General features: G+C 39.5%; 21 protein-coding genes. 3 read left to right on the top strand and 18 right to left on the bottom strand.

Annotated features, from left to right (window positions below):
- Positions 1 to 192 precede the first annotated feature (192 nt).
- Genes ACFQRG_RS06895 through ACFQRG_RS06885 form a run of 3 tightly spaced genes read right to left on the bottom strand, consistent with a single transcriptional unit; the run spans position 193 to position 3,593 of the window.
- Complete coding sequence (locus ACFQRG_RS06895; RefSeq protein WP_380965128.1) at positions 193 to 2,241, bottom strand: thioredoxin domain-containing protein; 2,049 nt, start codon at positions 2,239 to 2,241, stop codon at positions 193 to 195.
- A 34-nt stretch (positions 2,242 to 2,275) separates the two neighbouring features.
- Entirely contained in the window at positions 2,276 to 2,458 is a 183-nt protein-coding gene (locus ACFQRG_RS06890; protein ID WP_380965381.1) for a YbfB/YjiJ family MFS transporter, read from the bottom strand.
- A gap of 46 nt (positions 2,459 to 2,504) precedes the next feature.
- On the bottom strand, positions 2,505 to 3,593 hold the full coding sequence (locus ACFQRG_RS06885; protein ID WP_380965127.1) for an NAD(P)H-dependent flavin oxidoreductase: 1,089 nt from the start codon (positions 3,591 to 3,593) through the stop codon (positions 2,505 to 2,507).
- Between the two features lie 154 nt (positions 3,594 to 3,747).
- Between ACFQRG_RS06885 and ACFQRG_RS06880 the strand changes: the two genes are divergently transcribed.
- Positions 3,748 to 4,620: a LysR family transcriptional regulator gene (locus ACFQRG_RS06880; RefSeq protein WP_380965126.1), complete on the top strand. Its 873-nt coding sequence runs from the start codon at positions 3,748 to 3,750 to the stop codon at positions 4,618 to 4,620.
- A 246-nt stretch (positions 4,621 to 4,866) separates the two neighbouring features.
- Here ACFQRG_RS06880 and ACFQRG_RS06875 read toward each other — a convergent pair whose 3' ends face one another.
- Complete coding sequence (locus ACFQRG_RS06875; RefSeq protein WP_380965125.1) at positions 4,867 to 5,646, bottom strand: TatD family hydrolase; 780 nt, start codon at positions 5,644 to 5,646, stop codon at positions 4,867 to 4,869.
- A gap of 153 nt (positions 5,647 to 5,799) precedes the next feature.
- Here ACFQRG_RS06875 and ACFQRG_RS06870 point away from each other — a divergent pair, with 153 nt between their 5' ends.
- Complete coding sequence (locus tag ACFQRG_RS06870) at positions 5,800 to 6,867, top strand: DUF3900 domain-containing protein (protein ID WP_380965124.1); 1,068 nt, start codon at positions 5,800 to 5,802, stop codon at positions 6,865 to 6,867.
- Positions 6,868 to 7,103: 236 nt separating this feature from the next.
- On the opposite strand, the gene ACFQRG_RS06865 is transcribed toward ACFQRG_RS06870, so the two are convergent.
- The 14 genes from ACFQRG_RS06865 to ACFQRG_RS06800 all read right to left on the bottom strand — a co-directional run bounded on the left by ACFQRG_RS06865 (position 7,104) and on the right by ACFQRG_RS06800 (position 20,486).
- The gene (locus ACFQRG_RS06865; protein ID WP_380965123.1) at positions 7,104 to 7,334 is read right to left on the bottom strand and encodes an excisionase family DNA-binding protein; all 231 of its coding nucleotides are present in this window, start codon (positions 7,332 to 7,334) and stop codon (positions 7,104 to 7,106) included.
- 274 nt (positions 7,335 to 7,608) lie between these two features.
- A complete protein-coding gene (locus ACFQRG_RS06860) occupies positions 7,609 to 8,559 on the bottom strand; it encodes a DeoR/GlpR family DNA-binding transcription regulator (protein ID WP_380965122.1) in 951 nt (316 codons plus the stop codon).
- Positions 8,560 to 8,643: 84 nt separating this feature from the next.
- Positions 8,644 to 9,978 (bottom strand): MFS transporter, encoded by a 1,335-nt coding sequence (locus ACFQRG_RS06855; protein WP_380965121.1) that lies wholly within the window; start codon positions 9,976 to 9,978, stop codon positions 8,644 to 8,646.
- A 240-nt stretch (positions 9,979 to 10,218) separates the two neighbouring features.
- A complete protein-coding gene (locus ACFQRG_RS06850) occupies positions 10,219 to 10,902 on the bottom strand; it encodes an MgtC/SapB family protein (protein WP_380965119.1) in 684 nt (227 codons plus the stop codon).
- A gap of 58 nt (positions 10,903 to 10,960) precedes the next feature.
- Positions 10,961 to 12,355, bottom strand: a complete 1,395-nt coding sequence (locus ACFQRG_RS06845) for an amino acid permease (RefSeq protein ID WP_380965117.1) — start codon at positions 12,353 to 12,355, stop codon at positions 10,961 to 10,963.
- Positions 12,356 to 12,594: 239 nt separating this feature from the next.
- Positions 12,595 to 13,725 carry a 2-aminoethylphosphonate--pyruvate transaminase gene (gene phnW / locus ACFQRG_RS06840; protein ID WP_380965115.1) on the bottom strand — a complete coding sequence of 377 codons (1,131 nt, stop codon included), beginning with the start codon at positions 13,723 to 13,725 and terminating at the stop codon, positions 12,595 to 12,597.
- Positions 13,726 to 14,084: 359 nt separating this feature from the next.
- Positions 14,085 to 14,357 carry a EutN/CcmL family microcompartment protein gene (locus ACFQRG_RS06835; protein WP_380965113.1) on the bottom strand — a complete coding sequence of 91 codons (273 nt, stop codon included), beginning with the start codon at positions 14,355 to 14,357 and terminating at the stop codon, positions 14,085 to 14,087.
- Between the two features lie 5 nt (positions 14,358 to 14,362).
- Complete coding sequence (locus tag ACFQRG_RS06830; RefSeq protein ID WP_380965111.1) at positions 14,363 to 15,175, bottom strand: hypothetical protein; 813 nt, start codon at positions 15,173 to 15,175, stop codon at positions 14,363 to 14,365.
- Between the two features lie 5 nt (positions 15,176 to 15,180).
- Positions 15,181 to 15,966 (bottom strand): phosphate propanoyltransferase, encoded by a 786-nt coding sequence (locus ACFQRG_RS06825; RefSeq protein WP_380965109.1) that lies wholly within the window; start codon positions 15,964 to 15,966, stop codon positions 15,181 to 15,183.
- 11 nt (positions 15,967 to 15,977) lie between these two features.
- Positions 15,978 to 16,265 carry a BMC domain-containing protein gene (locus tag ACFQRG_RS06820; protein ID WP_380965107.1) on the bottom strand — a complete coding sequence of 96 codons (288 nt, stop codon included), beginning with the start codon at positions 16,263 to 16,265 and terminating at the stop codon, positions 15,978 to 15,980.
- Positions 16,266 to 16,289: 24 nt separating this feature from the next.
- Positions 16,290 to 17,759, bottom strand: coding sequence for an acetaldehyde dehydrogenase (acetylating) (locus ACFQRG_RS06815; RefSeq protein ID WP_380965105.1), 1,470 nt, complete (start codon positions 17,757 to 17,759; stop codon positions 16,290 to 16,292).
- Positions 17,756 to 18,262, bottom strand: coding sequence for a BMC domain-containing protein (locus ACFQRG_RS06810; RefSeq protein WP_380965379.1), 507 nt, complete (start codon positions 18,260 to 18,262; stop codon positions 17,756 to 17,758). Before ACFQRG_RS06810 ends, ACFQRG_RS06815 begins: the two co-directional genes overlap by 4 nt.
- Before the next feature lie 94 nt (positions 18,263 to 18,356).
- Positions 18,357 to 19,178, bottom strand: coding sequence for a phosphonoacetaldehyde hydrolase (gene phnX, locus ACFQRG_RS06805; protein ID WP_380965103.1), 822 nt, complete (start codon positions 19,176 to 19,178; stop codon positions 18,357 to 18,359).
- Between the two features lie 120 nt (positions 19,179 to 19,298).
- Positions 19,299 to 20,486 carry a saccharopine dehydrogenase family protein gene (locus ACFQRG_RS06800; RefSeq protein ID WP_380965101.1) on the bottom strand — a complete coding sequence of 396 codons (1,188 nt, stop codon included), beginning with the start codon at positions 20,484 to 20,486 and terminating at the stop codon, positions 19,299 to 19,301.
- A gap of 200 nt (positions 20,487 to 20,686) precedes the next feature.
- Between ACFQRG_RS06800 and ACFQRG_RS06795 the strand changes: the two genes are divergently transcribed.
- Complete coding sequence (locus ACFQRG_RS06795) at positions 20,687 to 21,454, top strand: GntR family transcriptional regulator (RefSeq protein ID WP_380965099.1); 768 nt, start codon at positions 20,687 to 20,689, stop codon at positions 21,452 to 21,454.
- Positions 21,455 to 21,519: the final 65 nt, after the last annotated feature.

The following is a 21,519-nucleotide window of genomic DNA, read 5'->3' as shown; positions in this document are numbered from 1 at the left end:
CCTTTAGACGTTGGCAGCTTCCTGCTTGCAAGCCGACTTATAAAATCCTCCTCGCTGCTATACAATGGGCCATCTTCATATCTAGTTAATACTTATACCAAAATACCGTCTATAGACCATATTTTGGGTATGAAAACCTAAAATGGATAAATGCACCAACAGCACAAAAATAAACAGCCTTATAAAAGGCTGTTACTTTAATTTCTCAAATATCATTTGAAAATCTGTTGTTGGACGTTCGCACTGAAATTGCCGGCATAGGAAAAAGGTCGTTTGTTCATCAATTGTCTCATAATCCTTTAGAAACGCTATGCTCTCCTTCAGTTGCTCCTCTTCGCCTGCAACGATGACAACTTCAGGCAAGAACATTCTATTAAGATTTTTTAAAAGTTCCTTATACCCTTTTTCATCTTTACCTTTAAATATCACAAGTTCTTTCGGCTCAGATTGAATAAACAAGTGAGCTGTTAAAAATTGTGTATAACCCATCGGATAGGAGTTGACTTGGTTTGAAAAAGCTGTCAACAGCTGATTAGCATAAGTTTCGTAATTTGTTTCACCGAGTCTTCGCGACAGCTTGATTAACATTAAAGCCGCGACACTGTTTCCTGAAGGAATCGCCCCATCGTAAATTTCTTTCGGTCGTAAAATCAGTTCAGCGGAATCCTTGCTATAAAGATAGAAGCCACTGTTTTTTTCGTCCCAATAACCAGATATCATTTTATCTGTCCATTTTTTCATTTTTTCAAGGTAGGCAACATTATAGGTTGCTTCATAAAGTGCATCACAAGCCCAAATGAAAAAGGCATAATCATCCAAGTATCCTGCAAATTTCACTTCACCGTCACGGTATCTGGCCATTAAACGGCCGCCTTTAACCATGTTTTCTTCAATAAAAGAAAAGGCATTTTCAGCTGATTTTAAGTATCTCTCATCGTTAAACACTCGGGCGGCCTTTGCTAAAGCCGTGATCATCAGCGCATTCCAAGAAGTTAATATTTTATCATCTTTATGCGGATGAACACGCTTATTTCTATGTTCAAGCAGGTTTTTTTTCGCTTCATTTAATTTTGATGTCAACTCATCGACATCCATATTTTTACGTTCGGCTAATTCGATGAATGACGTTTTAATTAAGTTAGGAATATTGCGTCCCTCGAAATTCCCTTCTTCTGTAATACCATAGGCATCGCAAAAAAGTTCTCCGTTTTCTTCACCAAGAACATCGATAATTTCCCACTTGTCCCACAGATAATATTTCCCTTCAACACCTTCCGAATCAGCATCTTCCGCACAATAAAAACCGCCTTGATCATCATTAAGCTCACGCATCACATATTCGAAAATCTCTTTTACGACTTTTTGAAATCTGTTACTGCCGGCAACTTGATAAGCTTCCGTAAAAGCCATCATCAGTAACGCTTGATCATAAAGCATTTTCTCAAAATGGGGGACCAGCCATTTTTCATCAACGGAATATCTGGAAAAACCATAGCCAACATGATCATAAATTCCCCCGTTAGCCATTGCATCAAGCGTTCTAATCACCATTTCTGTTGCTTCATCGTCCTCTTTTAAACGATGATATCTTAATAAATACATTAATTGATGTGGTGACGGAAATTTCGGCGCTTGACCAAATCCGCCAAACCGCGGGTCAAATGTCTGCGAAAACTGCTCAAAACATTTTTCTAGAATCCCTTCAGAAATAGGTGCTTCACTTTTTGTTTGTTCCGATAAAGTGTTGACAATTTGTGAACCGATTTCTGTAATTTTCTCGGGGTTATCATGATATTGCTGGTTAAGAGATAATAAAACATCCTTAAACCCCGGACGTCCGTACATACTTTCTTTCGGAAAATAAGTCCCCGCGTAAAACGGTTTTTGATCAGGTGTTAAAAAGACACTAAGCGGCCAGCCGCCTTGTCCGGTTAATGCTTGACAAATCGTCATGTAAATAGCATCGATATCCGGCCTTTCTTCCCGATCCACTTTAATTGATATGTATGATTCATTAAGAATAGCCGCGACTTCATCATCTTCAAATGATTCGTGCGCCATGACATGGCACCAATGACAAGTTGAATAGCCGATACTGACGAATACGGGTTTGTTTTCAGCTTTTGCTTTGGCAAAGGCCTCTTCACTCCACGGATACCAATCTACAGGGTTGTATGCATGTTGCAGCAAGTATGGGGATTTCTCATCAATTAAACGATTGGGTTTTTGATTTGTTGTCACAAGACGCCACCTCCTTATTCTTGATATATCGAGTTTAGCATACCCTAAAAAAACAAAAAACGCACTGCTTCCAGCGGAAAAAGCTTGGTATTAAAGCCCCCAGAAGGTAACCGATGTAATTAAAGGAAGCTAAGTACCCTGCCGTTGAGTGAGAAAAATGAACATCATTTTGCATAAATGGAAGAATGGGAGTATAAGCAAACCTCCCAATCCCCATCACAACCATTAAAGAAGCGGTACCGGCTAAAAGAATGAAACAGGCCTCAACGTAACCACCTTGTTTCTTTATCTTTCACGATGTCATTAACTTGAGAAATAATGTCTAAAATTATTTTACGGGCGGATTGCTGTTTGCTTGAACGCGGATTTTGTCCGCACCAAAGCGACATCCATTCAGGCCGGTTTTGCTTGGCTGCTTCACTTCGTATCGTTTTTGTTAATGTGTTTTGAACAGGATATGCCGGCAGTTCCTTTTCATGTTCAGCCATTTTTGTGATGAACTCATTTTTGATTCCCCTTGCCGGTTTCCCGCTGAATGCCGAAGTCACAACCGTTTGCTCCTCTATACTATTTAATATTGCTTCTTTGTGCTGTACATTTGCTCCGCTTTCCTGACTGGTAACAAAGGCCGTTCCCATTTGAACAGCCTCAGCCCCTAATACCATGGCTGCTAAAACGCCTCTGCCGTCCATAATCCCTCCGGCAGCAATGACCGGGATATTGACATGATCCGCGATTTGCGGAACGAGCGCCATTGTTCCGATCATGGCTTCCTCAAAGGCTCCCATAAAAGTCCCGCGATGTCCCCCAGCCTCACTACCTTGTGCAACGACCATATCCATACCGTGTTCCTCGTTTGTTATCGCTTCTTTTACAGTCGTTGCCGTTCCTATTACTGTCACGTTTTCCTTTTTTAACTGTTGTACCGTTTCTTTTGGCGGAATACCAAATGTAAAACTGCATACAGGAACCCGTTCTTCGATAATGACCTCTATTTGCTTCTCAAAAAGAGAAGTATTTGGCTTTTTTACCTGAGGAGTTTCTGATATATTCAAACTTTCCCGAAATGGCCGGAGCCATTCGTTCGCTTTTTCAATTTTTTCATCTAATACATCAGGCATTTCTGGAATAAATAAGTTAACGCCAAAAGGGTTATCCGTAAGCTGTTTAATCTTGCGAATGGTCTCTCGCATTTGTTCCAGACTCATATAACCGGCACCAAGCGTTCCGAGGGCGCCAGTGTTGGAAACCGCAGCAACCAGTTCAGGGGTTGTAACCCCCCCTGCCATCCCGGCCTGTATTATTGGGTATTTGATACCTAAATCTTCTGTAATTTTATTCTCATACCACATTTGATGGTCCCTCCTAAAAGCCTTTATAATCAAAAATCGTTTCCTAAATTCTATATTTTAATTATAATTGAGATAAAGAAACACGTAAAATGATGTTTTGTGTTATTTATCATCAATAATTATGATATCTAAAAGGCTGGGAGGAAGGTTAAACATGAAGCTTGAAGATCTCCTTGTTTTTAGGGAGGTTGCAAAGGAAGCTAATATTACAAAGGCGGCTGAGAGCCTAAATTTTGTCCAATCCAATGTGACCGCTAAAATTAAACGACTGGAAGGGCATTTCGAAACAAAGCTTTTTTATCGTCATAAACACGGGGTTAATCTGACCTCAACAGGCAAGGTTCTTTTATCTTATGCAGAACAAGTCCTTCTTCTGATGGAAGAGGCGGAAAAAATGATTAAAGACTCCCATATACCAAGCGGAACCTTGTCTCTTGGGGCAATGGAGACCACCGCAGCAACACGATTACCCGGTATTTTATCAACTTATCATGATCAATATCCTCAGGTGGAACTCTCTCTGCAAACCGGAACTACAGAAGAACTCATAAAAGCAACTTTGAACCGTGAGATAGAAGGCGCTTTTGTTGGGGGTAAAATTAATCATCCTGAACTGGAAGAAATCGATGTATTTAAAGAAGAACTCGTTCTGGTTGCCAAGAAAAATATCCTTTCCGGCATCGACTTTGATCAACTGAAAAATCAAACGATCATTGTATTCAAGTCCGGATGTTTTTACAGAGATACATTTGAAAAATGGCTGGGAACAAAAGGGATCAGAGCAGCAAAGTTGATGGAATTGAACACCTTGGATGGTGTTATAGGCTGTGTAAAAGCCGGACTTGGTATATCACTTTTAACAAAGTCAGCGGCTGATCAGCTTAGCAAACATGAAGATATTCAACAATTTGCACTCCCGGGGAAGTACAACAAGATTACAACGAAGTTTATTAGCCATAAAGATATCGTCAAAACACTGGCGTTTAGTAAGTTTACTTCCCTCCTGAAATCGGGCGTTTTTAATTAATCCAATAAATTCACTAATATTGAGATATCTATAAAAAGTCAATTAGAAAGAATTCTGGTTGATCTTTTATATGAAGAGATTTTTTATTTTACGTATTCCTTATAATGACCTTCACTGCTCCCAAACGCATCCGCTCTTTTTAATAAGTTTCTTTGATATGATATAACTTCCAAGGCCAGACCTAAAGTGCAACTGGCTATTTAATAATAAGATAGCTAAGCTAGTAATTTTTAAAAACATGAATTACTATTCTGCAGACAGATTATAAAATTGACATGTATTATTCCATATCGTCGTATAAACATCTGTTAAACAGCAATTTTTCAAAGCCGCTATTTCTTCCGCACTTTTATGAATCATTACAGGTGAAGTTTTTTGACCTTGAAACGGTCCTGCAAACGGCCAGGGCCCATCTGTTTCTAACATCATAAGTTCAAGAGGGTAAATTTTAGCTATTTGTCTTATTTTCGGTCTATAACATACTTCGGGTGTAAATGAAATATAGTATCCGTTGTCCATTAACCTTTCAATCGTCTTAAGATCACCTTTAAACCAATGAAAATGCGCCTTTTTAATCGAGTATTTTTCCAATAAATCGCATGCAAGTCCGGCGTCTTCATATACAGCGTGTAAAACAATTGGCAATTGCCACTCGGATGACTTTTGAATAAAAATTTCCAACAATTCTTCATAAGCAGCTAAATTCATTTTCTTTTCTTGACGTAAATAATATGGCAAGCCGACTTCGCCGACAGCAGCCATTTCTGAACAATGTCCGTCCATCCAATCTAGTAATTCCTGAATCTCGTTTTCAGTTGGCAGCTCTTGCTCTGGATGATATCCAAAAGCTGGGTAAACTGAAGGATATTTTTTTGCTAATTCCAGGTTCCTTTCTGATGAAGCCTTGTTCATTGAAACGGCAATCAACGCTTTGACGCTATTACGACTGTTTTGTTTTATCATGCTATCAATGTCCTTATCGTTATATTGATCCAAGTGAATGTGTGAATCGATAATTTTATTCAAGGGGTGCCCACCTCTTCCTTCAACCTTATGAATTCGTCTTGTCATTTGTTATTCTATTAACCAATTTGATAACCTTCCTGTTATTTTAAATTGACGAATACTGTTTCACTTTCTATACTGATAGAGTTAATGATATGAAACAAGGTGAGCATAATGGATTTTGTTATAAAATTTCTATCTTTTTACGTCGTCCATGTAGACGGTCAAGGTGAACAAGTAAACAAGTACAGCAAGCATTTTCAAACGTTAGATACGGAAAGCTATGAAAACAGTCCTCTAAAAGACTTTTTAGACGGTGAACTCACAAAGATCGTCAAACGAAAGGTCGAACGTCATCCTAAGTCTGAGCAAGTGCCGACAAAGATTGGTCAGTTTATCGTAGAGCCCGGACACGCCTTGGATACGAACCCAAACTATAACCTATTTCATCGTGCGCGGTTTGTAGATAATAAAGATGACTTTAAGGAAATAAGCGAACAATTCGTTTCAGCTTATATCGATACAAGCGCAGTACGCGGCGGTGTCTTTCTAGTTGCTTCAGCAAAACTGCGGAAATATTTTGATGACCCGTTTGTTTTTATTATGAAATGTGATTTTGAACCGAAAGTTGCCTCGATCGCAGACGAGACGTCCCTTATCCGTAATTTAGAAATGGCCATTACCACGAAAAACATGAAATCAATTCAGTATCCATACATGCCTGAAGAAGGCATGGTTGAGGAAGGCGAGCTAAAAATACATCAAGCTTCCCACGCCCGCTATTTTGAGGATTTCCTTAAATTTGTCCAGTTTGAAAAATCGATGCCTGAAATTGTGAAAACACAAGTAATGGATATGGTGCGCGAACATATTGTCGAAACATATGAAGAAGACAGTGAAGAGCGTGAACAGCTTGAAACTGCGATGGAGACGTGGGCAACCAGTCCGAAACGGGAGCTGCAAGAGCGATTCAGTACGGAGCAAGTCGTAGAAGCTGCGGGTCAAATTGTAGAACATACGCCTGATTTGGAGCTAAAGCTAAAGTTAGACCATATCTTTCTTAAGGGATTGCTTTCAGATTTCGGCGAGAGCATTCATTTGGCAAAATCAAACGGCCGCTATGTACTGCTAATTGAAGCCGAGTCTATTTCCTTTGAAAAAGGTTTTTCTCCGATTGAGTTTCATAAGCCTGATGATTTAGCGGAGGTCATGGATAAAATTAATCGGAAGAAGAATGACTAAGGGAAACAATTAGTCTTTGTGACGAAAATAAAGGGTGCCCTTTCAGGCGGGTCTATAACCCGCCTCTTCGTTATTATCTTAACAATCAACAAAACAAGGTGTTTCATTAATGCTTGTTCTTTTCCCTCAAATCATCAATCTTTTTCAGAAGCTCTTCCATTTCCTTTGTTGATTTGGCTGATTTCAATTTTTGTTGCAGAGACTTTATTTTCATATTATTTTTCAGGGTGTTATGATCAATCTTCATCTTTGACATCATAATCCTCCGGGATCGGCTCATTACGCCATATTTCTAAGAGCTGCTTAGCCTTTTCCAGCTGCTCAAAGTGCTGATTAAACTGTTCCTTATTAATGAGATACTGCTCCCCATCTGATACAGCCCTAATCCGCTTTTCTCGAATTAACGCAGCAACATATGATTCGGGCAGAGCTAAATATTCGGCTGTTTCTTTTATCGTTAAATACATATTGGTCTCCTCGGCTTTACTAACATTTTTGCCATCTCTTTATATTTATGTTACTTCGAAAAAAGTTTAAAAACAAGAATAGCAATTGAAGTAATGTTGAGTTGTTATTAAAGATTTTTAACCGGCAAATGATATAATACCTTTGGCGAGCAGTTATAAGGCACTAAAGATTGACAGAGGAGATTTTGTTGAAAAGAATTGCCATTGACACTTCTTAAAATAGAATCATCATTTAACCCATAGCAAATATCTGCTATGGGGTCTTATTTCCTGACTAAGCTTCTTTGCCAACTATCCATTCTACATTTTTTTCAGCCAAAATCCCTTCCCAATCATGAGGCGGCAGCTGATCGGAAATGATTTTATCGACTTCTTTAATATCTGCAATCTTATAATATCTTCTTGCGCCGAATTTCGAGTGGTCGACGAGGACGATCGTTTCTTTGGCACAGTCCATAAACTTTCTTGACAGCAGCGCTTTATTGGAATTATAGCTTGTAAAACCATGATCCTTCGTTACGCCTTCAGTGGAAAGAAAAAGCTTATCAGCATAGAAATTTTGAATAAATTGCTCTGCAATTAAGCCGGAAACACGCAAATTTTTCGAATCTACTTCACCGCCGATGAAGTTAATTTTACCATGGAACAATCCTTTCATTTCAAAATCAATAAGTAAAGTTAAAGCGGCAACTGAATTTGTTACGAGCGTAATATCCTTCTTCTTTGATAAATATTTAATCATCTGCAAAGTCGTACTGCCTTCATCAACGATAATGACCTCATTATCCTGAACGAGATCGGCGGCTGCTTTTCCAATTTTTCTTTTTTCTTCGGAATTAACGTTTTCCCGTATATATTGGGAGGGTTCAATCCGGTCCGTAGAAACTTTTATAGCACCCCCGTAAACTTTTTTTAATAGATTTTTTTTATCCATTTGTTCTAAATATTGCCGGATCGTTTCTGTTGATACATTCAATTCTTTTGCCAAATCATTTACTTTAACCTTTCCTTTTTCATCCAGAACCTTTAAAATATATCTTTTTCGTTCTTCGCCAACCAAGGACATGTTTTTTCCCCCTTTTCGCCGCTGCCTGCGCTCAAGCCCTGCTATATCAATTGGATACACCTTTTCAGAATAATTGTCAAGAGATGGCAGATAAAGCGTATATTCTAAATTAACAGCCTTTAAATCTAATAATTTAATATTATCATAATGTATTGACATTTTGACATCAATTAAATTATAATGGTAAAAAGGAAAACCCCAATATGATTGGTATTGGGGAAAATATCCTTATTCCGTCCTTATTTAATGTTCAAGCGGCGTTTTAGTTGTTGTCTCATCCGGCTCATACGCTTGTTTTGTGCCTTTTGATTGAGTTAAATGGATGATTAATATGGACAACAGCGAAATAGCTGCAACGATAATAATATACCATGCTACAGGAACCCATGAACCGTGAAAAGCTTCAATTAATGCTGTAGCAATCATCGGAGCCGTTCCCCCAGCAAGAGCTGTTCCAATTTGGTAGCCAACTGATATTCCGGTATAACGCACATTGGTGTGAAATAAATCGGTGAGTAAAGTTCCCAATACGGAAGTAATCATAGCCCAAAGAACCATGCCTATAATGGTCGCAACAGCAACTCCTAAAACTGTTCTGGTACCCATAATGTAAAAATAAGGGTAGGCAAATAGAATAGTTAGAATACTTCCTATTACAAACAGCACTTTTGGCCCGACTTTATTACATAATATTCCGAAAATAGGGATTGCAATAACAGAGAATAAGGTACCGACTGTAACGGAATTTAACACTGGACCTTCCTTCATATGAAGATAATTGGAAGCGTATGAAACGGCGAACGTTGCAAAAATGTAGTATGGGGCTGCTTCTATAATTTTGATGCCGATCGCCATTAAGACTGATTTCCATTGGTAACGGACAACATTAGCTATCGGAATCTTAACTGTATGACCTTTCTTCTTAGTTTCTTGAAATTCCATAGTTTCTTCAAGTCCGTTTCTGACCCAAAGTCCAAAAATAGTAAGCACAAAACTGATAATAAACGGGATTCGCCAACCCCATACCAAGAATTGATGAGCCATCAACGCTTGCATGATTGAGACAATAATAAGCCCTAATAACAAACCGATAGCTGCACCCATCATCGGTACGCTGCCATAAAATCCGCGTTTCTTTTTCTCAGAGTTTTCAATTGACAATAGCATTGACCCGCCCCATTCTCCGCCAAGCGCAAAGCCCTGCACTAATCTTAAAAATACAAGAAGAATGGGTGCCCAAACGCCAATCGTTTGATAGGTTGGCAGTAAACCGATACATAAACTTGAAATACCCATAATCGTTATTGTCATGACAAGCGTATTCTTTCTGCCGATTTTATCTCCAAGATGGCTAAACACAATACCTCCTACCGGACGGAGGAAAAATGTCAGACCAAACGATGCAAATGCGAGTAACCGCCCAATAACCGGATTAAATGATGGAAAGAATAATTGACCGAAAACTAACGAGGCCAATATCCCATACAGTTCATAATCATAATATTCCAATGTACCGCCCACTAAGCTTCCAATTAATACTCTTGTCCGGTAACCTTTAGACTGCCGCAGATTCTCCATTGTTTACCTCCTTTAAATAGGTCATAAAAGTTTTTAAAAAACAGGTTCTGTATATTACTTTCGTACACATATAAGACTAAATAATAATGATTAATTGGTCATAAAGACCATGTAAAGATTTTGTAATGATCATCTGCATTGATTTGAGACACAACTCCATAGATGTTTAAATATTCAAAAAATGTTAAATAGAAGTTAGCTGAATTAAGTATTGACCTTTATGTTTTTACTGATCGAAGATTAAAAGGTTTCAATCTCCACACTCTTTACACCGTCAATATTCCGTAAAAGAAAATAAACATCAGTCGTATAAAATTTATCAAATGTCATAAGGCGCAAGTCTAATTGAAATTTTTCTTCAGGTAAGTCTTTGATCCGTAAATTTTTCACCTTTATTTGATTGTCTTTCAACTCGCTTATAATACCTGTTAATTTATCACTTTCAGCAATCAATATTGATACTTTCAATTCTTGATGAAGGAGTTTCTTAGGTCCAAAACGGGATATAAGGAAAGGTAAGATTTTCAGGGTAAATAATATAATTATAGCGCCCGTAGCGGCCTCAGCATAAAAACCCGCACCGGCAGCAATTCCAAGACCTGAAGCTCCCCAAATAATAGCAGCTGTCGTTAATCCGGAAACCCCTAATACTCCCCTTCTTAAAATGGCGCCAGCCCCAAGGAAGCCAATCCCGCTAACAATTTGTGCAGCCAAACGCATTGGATCCGTCCTCATATTTTTTGTTTCTTCACTAAATTGCAAAGATGCTTCAATGGATACAATGGTTAAAAGACCGCTGGAAACGGAGATGATAATACATGTTTTTAAGCCTAAAGGCTTTTGTTTTAATTCTCGCTCAAGCCCAATAATCAAACCCAAAACAGCTGCCAGCCCAAGTCTCAGTATAACTACTTCTAAACCCATGACTCACCTCTTAAACGTCTATTATGCGCTCAATTAAAAGCCGAAGAGCCGCATAAGATTAATCAACACCTTGATCAATTTTATGCAAGTTCACCTGTTTATTTCTAATAACTTTGGCTCGGATTAAGTAAATGATAAATAGAACGATGAGGCTGACCAGGCTAAGAATTAGTTGCGAACGGTAATCCGCCATAAATGCCATTGATACTAAGACAGCAGCCATCGCCAAAATACAAATAATTGTTAAGTACGGATAGGTCCACATTTTCAGTGTTAGAATTTCAGGTTCAGTTTGTTCTAATTTTCTGCGCATCCTTAGTTGCGACATAGCAATTAATAGATAAATAAACAATCCGACAGCCCCTGATGAATTAAGCAGAAACTGGAATACTTTGTCTGGCGAAGTATAACTTACAATGATCGACAAAAAACCGACAACCGTACAAAATAGAACAGCCTTTACCGGTACGCCTCTTTGATTAACTTTAAGGAACCATTTTGGTGCCTCGCCCTTATTAGCTAAAGCAAACAACATCCTTGAACTTGTGTATAAACCCGAGTTTAAACACGAAAGAACAGCAACAAGAACTATCAAATCCATAATCGAACTTATCCCGGGAATATGAAGCGCCTGCATAACGCTGACATAAGGGCTTTTAAGAATTTGTGTGTTGTTCCAAGGTACAATTGTCACAACAACAAATACAGACCCTACATAAAATATTAAAACCCGCCAGATAACGGAACTTGTTGCTTTCGCCACTGACCTCTCCGGTTCATTTGACTCAGCAGCTGCAATCGTTGCAATTTCTGCACCGATAAACGCAGACACAGCCGTAATGATTGCACCAAACATTGCGCTTGATCCATGCGGTAAAAAACCGTCATGTGCTGCTAAGTTATGAAAACTCAGGTGAGCGCCCTTCCAAAAACCGAAAATGTATAAAAAACCTACAATTAAAAATAAAGATATTGCAATGACCTTAATTGAAGCAAACCAATATTCAAATTCCCCGTAAGAACGGACCGATATAAGATTAGTCAGCGTCAACAGAACCATTAGAATTAAGCTTAAAATCCACAACGGGATATGAGGTAAAAACCAGGACCTTAATATGCCTGCACCTGCGGTTGCTTCCACTGAAACAACAATAACCCAAAAATACCAATACAGCCATCCAACCGTAAACCCCGCCCAATCCCCCAAAGCCTCTCTGGCGTACTGTGCAAATGACCCAAGGGCTGGACGGGCAACCGCCATTTCGCCCAGCATACGCATAATAAACACGACTAATATGCCCGCAAGTAAATAAGACAAAATAGACGATGGCCCCGCAGCAGCTATAACCGCGCCGCTGCCTACAAATAAACCCGCTCCTATTGTTCCGCCTATGGAAATCATGGTCATATGTCTCATTTTCAGACCTTTTTTTAAAGCTGTTGGTTTACTCATACTTGCCCTCCTTATTTTCTCATGGCCTGTTGACAGGATAATCAACCCTGCATAGAAACCGCTTACATTTTTGCTTAATTTATTTAAAAATAAAGAAGTGAGTTCTAAGGGCAGATGCGGCAATTCTTCTTTCGCAAAAACATTTCATAGCTGGCGTGAAGAGACTTGTGCATTACCCCTAGAACTTGCAGCCTTATTAAATTTAAACCAAATTCCTCGTTCCCTCGCTAATAAAACGTTTATTGAGTTTGATAGTTTACCCAGTACATACTTTCCTTAATAGCCGCTAACAGCTTGGATATATCATCAGGTGTAACCTCGCCAATATTTCCAATTCTAAAAGTTTTTGCTTCGGTAACTTTCCCTGGATAGATCACAAATCTTTTATTTTTGAGTTGATCATAAAAAGTTTGAAAATCAAATTTTTCATTTTCCGGATAATAAAAGGCCGTTATAATCGGCGACTGAAACTTATCTGCCAGTAAAGTTTGAAAACCTAATTTTCTCATCCCTTTTACAAGGGTTCGTTGATTTGTATGATAACGTTTATAGCGTTCTTTTACCCCGCCTTCCTGGTCAAGCTCAAGCATGGCTTGATAAAAAGCCCGTACTGTATGAGTCGGAGAGGTGTACCGCCATTTCCCGTTATTTTCTTCCATTGTCCGCCATTGATCATAAAGATCTAAGGATAACGACCGTGCTTGGCCGTTGCAGTGCTTAATTTTATCAATTTTAGCAATGACAAATCCAAACCCAGGAACCCCTTGAATACATTTATTAGCACTGCTGATCATATAATCAATGCCCAGTTCACCTGCATCTATTTCAATTCCTCCGAAACTGCTCATTGCATCAACAATATAAGTTTTATTATGTCTTTTTACGATTTCACCAATATCCTTAATTGGATTTAACATGCCTGTCGTCGTCTCACAATGAACGACGGCGACATGTGTAATCTTTTGATCTGATTTAAGAAGCTTATCCAATTGGTTTAAATCAGGGAGAGACACTTCGCCGCCGTCAAGCTGGACACTGTCTATCTTTAACGTTTGAGCAATTTTTAAGATTCGCTCACCGTAGGCGCCATTTGTTAAAACAAGTAATTTCCCGTCCTTAGGAATAACGGTTCCGATGACCGCTTCAACACAGAATGTCCCGCTTCCCTGCATTAAAACGGATGTATACTGGTCAGCATCTCTTGTTGCCAGGCGGACAAGCTTTTGCCTAATTTCCTGAACGAGCTGATTATAGTCATTATCCCATGTACACCAATCCTTCATCATGACTTTTTTTACACTGGCAGACGTTGAGAGGGGACCCGGCGTTAATAATAGGTAAGGATTTTTCGCTGCTTCATTTAAATCCAAAGCTTACACCTCCGTATAAATGAATGAGTTTAGAGAACGGATTACTCTACTTTATTTACTTCCAGTAAAGTGAAACTTCTATCAGTGGGGGTTTTCTTCATCCCTACTGATGGTTAGTGAAGCTACTACCTGAATAAGCTTCCTGTGCTTTGCGACGAGAAGTTGGTGATGCATCAAGTGAATAATCTACGGCGCAGGAGCACAACAAATCGGGGTGTTAGCGAAGCAACTACATGAATTGCCTCTCTGTAATTTGCGACGAGCTTTGTTTAACCTCTTCGAAAATTCATCGCGCAGGAGCACTCCGTTAACTACTGCCTAAACTTCAGCGCTTAAACTCAAGTTTTGAGGCGGTAGTCTTACGGACGGTTGCACCGGGATGAATCTACTATACCAACGACAGCGGCATCAATCGGTGCTCTTTTTTCACCAGATAAAATGTGTGCGGGAGTACCTTGTGTCACAATGACGCGTTCGCCGACCCCTGCACCAATCCGGTCAGCAGCAATCAACATTTTCCCGGCTTCCGTTTCTTCAAAATCCAGCGGCTTAACAATGAGAAGTTTTAAGTTTTCCATTCCTGCCTCTTTTTGCGTTGCCCAAACACTGCCGACAACTTTTCCCATTAACATAGCCGTCACCCATTATTCATGTATTGAACGGTTAATTTTTTTTCTTTTAATAAATCCTTAGCTAACGGTGAAATAATCGTTCCCTTCCGAACGAGGAGTTCTTGATCAGGGAAATCTGAATGTGACAAAACCCAATCAGCTGTGAGCAATTTTCCCTGGAACACCGAAGAAGGGGTATTTTTTGATTTCATTGAAGCATTTGCTAATCTTACCTTGCTCTTTTCCTTTAAACGATCAATAATGCTGTCCGCTAATAAATCTTGCGGTTTAAACGTAATGCTTAATTCCTTCATTTCTTTTACATATCGTTTAAATTTGTTTTGATAATAGGCTGGAAGAGATAATTTCTTCAAGCAGCGCCGGTCAGACCGTTTGATTCCCGGGCTGTCTTCCCCTATCAGCACAAATTTTTGTAAAACAAGTGCAGAGAAGATAATTTCCGACTTTATCGTTCCCTTTAATCCTGAAACAACACGGGCGGCATTGTCCAAATCAATTTCGGGAATAACAATCCCGTCATATTCTTTCGGTAATTCAATTGGAGCTGGCGCATTTTCATCAGTCGCGATGACTTTACCGGCACCTCCGCACTCTATACGCTGAACACCAAGCCAAGATGACGTTTCCCCATCTAAAAACAAGACATCATGGCAAATATGATTGTTTTTTAACTTAATAAATTGGTCGGTAAACGATTCATGGGCCGTACTGTCGCAAAAGATAAAAAGAACTTTTGGCCGGTTTTGTTTTTCCTTTTCCGCTTTTAACGATTGAATAACTTCCCGTGCAACCGATTCTACCATTTCTCTAATATCCAAACGCCTCACCTCCCATTCCGGGAAAGGAGTTTTCCATTTTTCCCAATCATTGTTACATTGTCACCTGTTTTTAAGCTTGAGGCATTCGCCTCATCAAGATCAATGTGAAAATCCAGCCTATAATCTTGACTAATCCTAACAATTACTTCAGAAAAAATGATTGAACGTTCCCCCAATGTTTGCAGCATCAAGCTATCCCCATCATTCACATCGAATTTCTTAGCTTCATTTGGGGACATGTGTACATGACATTTAGCGATAATAACCCCTTTTTCCAGAACTATACAGCCTTTCGGGCCAATCAGTGTCAACCCGGGCGTATTTTCAATTGAACCGGATAATTTTACCGGCGGATGAATCCCTAATTGAAACCCGTCTGTTTTTGAAATTTCAACTTGCGTGGCCCCTCGTGACGGACCAAGGATTCTTACATTTTTGATAAGTCCTTTGGGGCCGAGCAAAGTCACTTGTTCTTTGGCCGCGTACTGCCCTGGCTGGGATAACTGCCGTAGAGGCATCATCCTATAATCGGCACCAAACAACTTTTCCAGATCTTCAAGGGATAAGTGAACATGCCGGTTTGATACACCGACAGGGATGGATAAATCCCCTGTCATTTGATGTTGCCTCTCTAAATCTTGGTTACTATTAAAGGCTTTTAATTTAATCCGTCTCTCTTTTAAAAAATCTGCCGCAGCCGGTGTTAGTTTATCGCCCTCATAAACGGGATATGGATTCGGTATCCCTTTTTTAACCATGGCCCTTAGTTGAAATTCAGTAATTAAGGCCATAAGCTACACGATTAACCTTCCAGCTTCGGAAGAATAAGTTCAATGTCAGAATGAGGACGGGGAATAACGTGTACAGAAATTAATTCGCCTACATTTTCAGCGGCCGCAGCCCCAGCGTCTGTCGATGCTTTTACCGCCCCGACATCGCCGCGTACCATAACTGTCACTAATCCGCCGCCGACATGAACCTTACCAATAAGTTTCACATTTGCCGCTTTCGCCATGGCATCTGCTGCCTCAACTGCCCCTACCAATCCTTTTGTTTCTACCATACCTAAAGCTCCCATTTCTCCAGACATTATTTATACCTCCTCAAAGATTGTTTAAATTTTTAATTCTTGTAAGACACTTTTTACAATATCAAAGACTTCTTCCCTGCTAATCGTTCGGTTTTCCACCCTGTTTGATTGCTGATTTAATGATTCCGTCGATTCACCAGTATTCATCTCTTTGATACCAAAAGCTAACCGCTTCTTATTCATTAAGTGCTGCGGTCCGATATTGTCAGATGTGATGTTATTTCCGGAAGATCCGCACCCCAATGTCAAGGATGGTTGAATACTTGTTGTGGCACCAATACCGCCGAATGTTGTTCCTGAGTTAACAACAATACGCGAAACTTTTTTATCTAAACAAAAGTTTTCTATAACTTGCTTGTCTTCGCAGTGAATGCCGAGCGTATGACCCAGCCCTCCTAAATCAAGCAGTTCTGTACAACGCTCACTTCCTTCCTGCCAATCACGGACGGTATATAAAGCAAGAATCGGAGACAGCTTTTCTACCGAGAACGGAAAATCCGTACCGACTTTCTCCTCTTCAGCAATAAGCACCCTGGCATCGGACGGCACAATAATTCCCGCGATTTCTGCAATAGTTTGAGGTGATTTGCCGACTATTTTAGAATTTAATGCACCGTTATCCAATATAACTGCAGCCACTCTTTGCTTTTCGTGATCGTCTAAAAAATAAGCACCTTGCCGCTTTAATTCTGAAACTACCTTTCTTTTAATCTCTTTCTCTACAATAATCGCTTGTTCAGATGAACAAATGGTCCCGTTGTCAAACGTCTTGCTTTGGATAATTCGTCTAACCGCGGCTTGAGAGTCGGCGCTTTTATGAATGTATACAGGTACATTGCCAGGTCCGACGCCATATGCCGGTTTTCCGGAGCTGTAAGCAGCTTTAACCATCCCGGAACCGCCGGTGGCAAGTATAAGATTAGTGATTTTATGTGTCATTAATTCATGGGCGGAATCGAGAGTCGGCTCCGACACACAGCCAATTAACCCCTTAGGTGCCCCGGCTTGTTCTGCAGCAGTTTGTAATAATTTGGCTGTTTCATAAGTACATTTTGCGGCGGACGGATGCGGATTGAAGACAATCGCATTACCCGCTTTAACTGCAATCAATGATTTAAAAATTGTTGTAGACGTAGGATTTGTAGACGGAACAATCCCGGCAATCACACCAACAGGCTGTGCGATTTCCCAAAGTTGATCTTGATCGTCTCTCTGTATCAAACCAATCGTTTTCATATCTTTAATCGATTCGTAAATATCATTGGCCGCGAAAAGATTTTTAGTTACTTTATCATCAGCTTTGCCAAACCCGGTTTCTTCAACCGCCATTGCTGCCAAATGCCGAGCATCTTTTTTGGCTGCTTCGGCCATACCGCGAACGATCCTATCCACTTGTTCCTGGTCCATTTTTTCAATTTGTTTTTGCGCTGATCTTGCTTCCTCCAGACACTGTCGTACTTCCTGCACAGATGAAAGATCAATATCCTGAATCACAATTTATCGCCGCCTTTCTCCTGTTCACACTCAGACAAATGCTTAATCAAATCTTCTTTTCTGGCTGTATTTATTTCTTGGGAAGTAAGCGGGAAGTCAGCATTTGAATGAGCCAATTTTCTTAACTCGGAAACTGATTTTTTTACCAACTCTGTTTGCTTTTCTCCTTCGTTTTCCTGTTTATCCGCTTGCTTTTTTTGACTTGTCTTATTTGCCGTATTTCCGTCCATAACCTGGTTAATCATTTGTGTTACGCTTTCATCGGGACGAGCAATAACGTGGGAGTAACGCAACTGCCCTATTCTCTTTGCCTCCTCTTCCCCGACGGCAACCGCTGCCTGTACCGAAGCCACATCTCCTAAGATGTAGATTGTGACGATGCCAGAATCCGCTTTCTGATACGTTAATATTACATCGGCTGCTTTGGCTGCCGCATCTGCCGCTGCCACAAGGCCGGGAAAACCGAGAGTTTCAATCATTCCTAAAGAAAAACTTTGTTCCATCAAAGGTTTTCACCCTCCCTTCACTGAAAACCAACTGGGTATCATATAAAATGAGTCCGTCATACTCTTAATCTAAAAATCACCTATTAGTCCCTTAAACGGCACCTTCTAATTGCGAGATCCGCAGGTCAACTTTCGGAATAATTTCATCTAATTTACCAATACTTTCAATGACATAATCTGCCCCGGCTTCCTTAAACCTTTTCTCAACAGCTTCCATTTTGTCAGCCAGAATGTCAGGATCACATTGGTTTACCTCCTGCTCGGTCATCCCTAGTTCATTACTGCCTTTTATAACTCCGACAGTCCAGGCGCCTGCGTTGCGTCCTTCTTTTATATCACTGATTGAATCTCCTACTTTGATCGTATGGCTTAATGGACATATCCCTAAATTGATAGCGTTTTGATAGATCATCCAAGGATACGGCCGCCCTGCCGGCATTTCGCTTGAGGTAACAATTGAGTCAGGAACATAGCCGTGCTTTTTAGCCTCAGGTGCGACAATATCCATCATTTCTAAAGTAAATCCTGTTGTTGAACCAATTTTGAGACCCATTTTCTTTAATCGTTCAACTAATTCTACCGCTCCGGGAACCGGTGTACTATATTTTGGCAATATTGACATAAGCATTGGCTCAAAATCAGCGTAAAGATCATCAACATCTTTATCATCCGGAAATTTACCATACTTCTCTTTCCAAAGATTTGCGATCCGGTCCATCTGGCACATCACTTGGATATGATCCCATTTCATGAGCCCCATCGGTTTACGCGCTTCTTCTAAAGTGACCTCGATGCCTTTTTTTCTAAAAACTTCAATGAAAACATCTACTGGGGAAAAGCATCCATAATCTATCATGGTCCCAGCCCAATCCATAAATATGGCTTTTACATATTTAGGAGATTGTTCGTTCATTGGCTTACCTCCTCTTTTCATACTTTCATAACTTGCCATGTTTAAGCTATTTTCATTGGCAGTTTCAATTTTTGCTATACGTTAATCTTATAAATTCACCGGATGATGTGATTAAAAAAATTACACATTTACTGAGGCATTTTCATCGTTAAGTACATTAATCTTTTCATGAATATAAATATTTCGCTTTTCCAACTCTTTAAAGACAACAGACGGGTTGAATGCCTCTTCCGGTATAATGACACCTGTTTTTTTGACTTCGCCTCGGGCTATGAGCTGTGTACCAATCGACAACGGTATACCGACATTGCGTGTATATGCCCTTAGCTTTTCCCAGCCTTTTACAGATCCGTCAGAGGCAGGGTGAGTATGTGTTAAAATATGTTGTACTTTTTTGCCATTTTTTGTTCCAATGGCCTCTATGTGTAATGCGTATCCGTAGAGTTCAGTCTCTTGCCCTTCTTTCGAGTTATAAAGATACTCGCTGATGCAATCAAGAATCCCTGTTTCTGTCCCGCCTATTTTAATCTTCTCGTTACGAATCATTCCATATTCATATAAGGCTTTAACTAATTGCATATTTTTCTCAGGCCAAGTGCCTCTTACCTCAATAAGTTTAATTCCCTTATCAGCTAGAGCCTTTGCTAATGTTTTCGTTTCTGAATGGGGGATGATATATTGCACACCTTTACCATAAGGTTCAGGTAATTCAATTTCTCTTGGACGGGCAAATGGCGGCACTTGGATAAACTCGCCATTTTCGTATACAACACGGCTTTCTAAATCGGGGTCGTATTCATATGTAGTTGTTTCTGTAATTGATTTAGAAAAGGCAATCGGACGATATGAACCGTGACTGACTCTTACAATTTCAACGGTGTCTAACTGATTAGCGGCATGCATCGCCATCATTTGTGTTACACCGGGGGTCATTCCGAATCCCGGGAGACATGTTTTGTTATTTTCTTTAAATACCTTATCCGACGCATTCTCTTCTCCGAAACCATTTAAATTAATACCATGGCAGCCTGCTTCAGCGATACAAGCTGTTGATAAACCATTCAAAGTAATTGTAGTCCCATCCATAACGATATCGTAACCTTTCATTTGTTCGACCGTCGCTTGATGGTTTCTAACATCAACCTTTTGAAAATCAACCCTGGGGTCATTCAACCATTCAACAACCTTTTTTCCTTCATCTTCGTTAAAATCCCCGACAGTTATCCGTTCAAACTCCGAATGTTCAACAAGGTCCAAAATTGCCTCTCTACAAATCTTTCCTGCTCCCCCAAGACAAAAAACCTTCATGTATTTCCCCTCCCGTGAATCTTAATTGACACTCATTTTTATATTTGATTTTTCGAAAAAATCATAACCCAAATAAAAACCAATGTCAATATCCTTTTTTTATTTGTTTTTGATTGAATTTAATTGTATAATAAATACAAGAACTTGAAATACATTGGTTTTTAAGCAAATAGACTAATCTATAAGTTTGGTGATATGAGATGGGTTTGTTATTTCATTCAAAGATTCCGCTGTACTATCAGCTAAAAGAAGATTTACTCTGCCGTATTCAGAAAGGCGAGTATCATCCCGGGGATCAATTCCCTTCAGAAGTGAAACTGGCCGAGGAATATAAGGTCAGCCGCCCAACCGTTCGCCAAGCGATGGCGGAGTTAGTCCAAGAAGGCTATTTAACACGGGGAAGGGGGAGAGGAACATTTGTCAATTCAATAATAGGTCCAAACAAGGATCAATTTATTTCTTATTTTGAAGTGCATTCAAATATAAAATATCAATGGGAAAAATTGATTCAAAGTAAAAGATTGATTGCATCTTCAAACATTGAAAAAGATCTTTACCTAAAACCAAACGAGGAAATATATGAGTTGATCATTCTTAAAGGTATTGATCAAGAATGCTTAACTGTAACGAATTTTCGAATCCCTGTAAAACTCGTCCCTGGCCCATTTATACAGAAATTAGATAAATTAAAGATTTGCAACGTTTTAATACAAGAATATGGATTAAATCCAACAAATTCAAAGCAGTTTTTTCAGTCAATAAAAGCACCAAAAGAAATTTCTCTTCTACTGGACATTGCGCCCGGATCCCCGTTAACACTGCAGAAAGATATTTTTTATTGCTTTAATAAACCAATGGCCATTGTCGAAATGATGTTTCGGGGAGATCGCTTTGAGGTTGAAATATCCCCTGATTCCGAAAATCCAAACAGTAAAATTAGGATGAAATTGATTGATGATCGCAAATAATTTTTAAATATTTTAATAGACTCTGCAATATCCCATCGCAATGTGTAAAACAGGGAAAATGTTAA

The organism is Scopulibacillus cellulosilyticus, assembly GCF_042665295.1.
In the GTDB taxonomy this organism is placed as follows: Bacteria; Bacillota; Bacilli; order Bacillales; family Sporolactobacillaceae; genus Scopulibacillus_A; species Scopulibacillus_A cellulosilyticus.
This window is presented reverse-complemented; position numbering and strand designations above follow the sequence as displayed.

Excerpts from the sequence above, each read along its gene's own strand:
- ACFQRG_RS06845 (WP_380965117.1), bottom strand. The coding sequence starts at position 12,355 with ATGAGTAAACCAACAGCTTTAAAAAAAGGTCTGAAAATGAGACATATG.
- ACFQRG_RS06860 (WP_380965122.1), bottom strand. The coding sequence starts at position 8,559 with ATGTCAATACATTATGATAATATTAAATTATTAGATTTAAAGGCTGTT.
- ACFQRG_RS06880 (WP_380965126.1), top strand. The coding sequence starts at position 3,748 with ATGAAGCTTGAAGATCTCCTTGTTTTTAGGGAGGTTGCAAAGGAAGCT.
- ACFQRG_RS06810 (WP_380965379.1), bottom strand. The coding sequence starts at position 18,262 with ATGGAACAAAGTTTTTCTTTAGGAATGATTGAAACTCTCGGTTTTCCC.
- ACFQRG_RS06835 (WP_380965113.1), bottom strand. The coding sequence starts at position 14,357 with ATGTTAATGGGAAAAGTTGTCGGCAGTGTTTGGGCAACGCAAAAAGAG.
- ACFQRG_RS06885 (WP_380965127.1), bottom strand. The coding sequence starts at position 3,593 with ATGTGGTATGAGAATAAAATTACAGAAGATTTAGGTATCAAATACCCA.
- ACFQRG_RS06870 (WP_380965124.1), top strand. The coding sequence starts at position 5,800 with ATGGATTTTGTTATAAAATTTCTATCTTTTTACGTCGTCCATGTAGAC.
- ACFQRG_RS06820 (WP_380965107.1), bottom strand. The coding sequence starts at position 16,265 with ATGTCTGGAGAAATGGGAGCTTTAGGTATGGTAGAAACAAAAGGATTG.
- ACFQRG_RS06850 (WP_380965119.1), bottom strand. The coding sequence starts at position 10,902 with ATGGGTTTAGAAGTAGTTATACTGAGACTTGGGCTGGCAGCTGTTTTG.
- ACFQRG_RS06855 (WP_380965121.1), bottom strand. The coding sequence starts at position 9,978 with ATGGAGAATCTGCGGCAGTCTAAAGGTTACCGGACAAGAGTATTAATT.
- ACFQRG_RS06825 (WP_380965109.1), bottom strand. The coding sequence starts at position 15,966 with ATGGCCTTAATTACTGAATTTCAACTAAGGGCCATGGTTAAAAAAGGG.
- ACFQRG_RS06795 (WP_380965099.1), top strand. The coding sequence starts at position 20,687 with ATGGGTTTGTTATTTCATTCAAAGATTCCGCTGTACTATCAGCTAAAA.
- ACFQRG_RS06800 (WP_380965101.1), bottom strand. The coding sequence starts at position 20,486 with ATGAAGGTTTTTTGTCTTGGGGGAGCAGGAAAGATTTGTAGAGAGGCA.
- ACFQRG_RS06865 (WP_380965123.1), bottom strand. The coding sequence starts at position 7,334 with ATGTATTTAACGATAAAAGAAACAGCCGAATATTTAGCTCTGCCCGAA.
- phnX (WP_380965103.1), bottom strand. The coding sequence starts at position 19,178 with ATGAACGAACAATCTCCTAAATATGTAAAAGCCATATTTATGGATTGG.
- ACFQRG_RS06890 (WP_380965381.1), bottom strand. The coding sequence starts at position 2,458 with ATGGGGATTGGGAGGTTTGCTTATACTCCCATTCTTCCATTTATGCAA.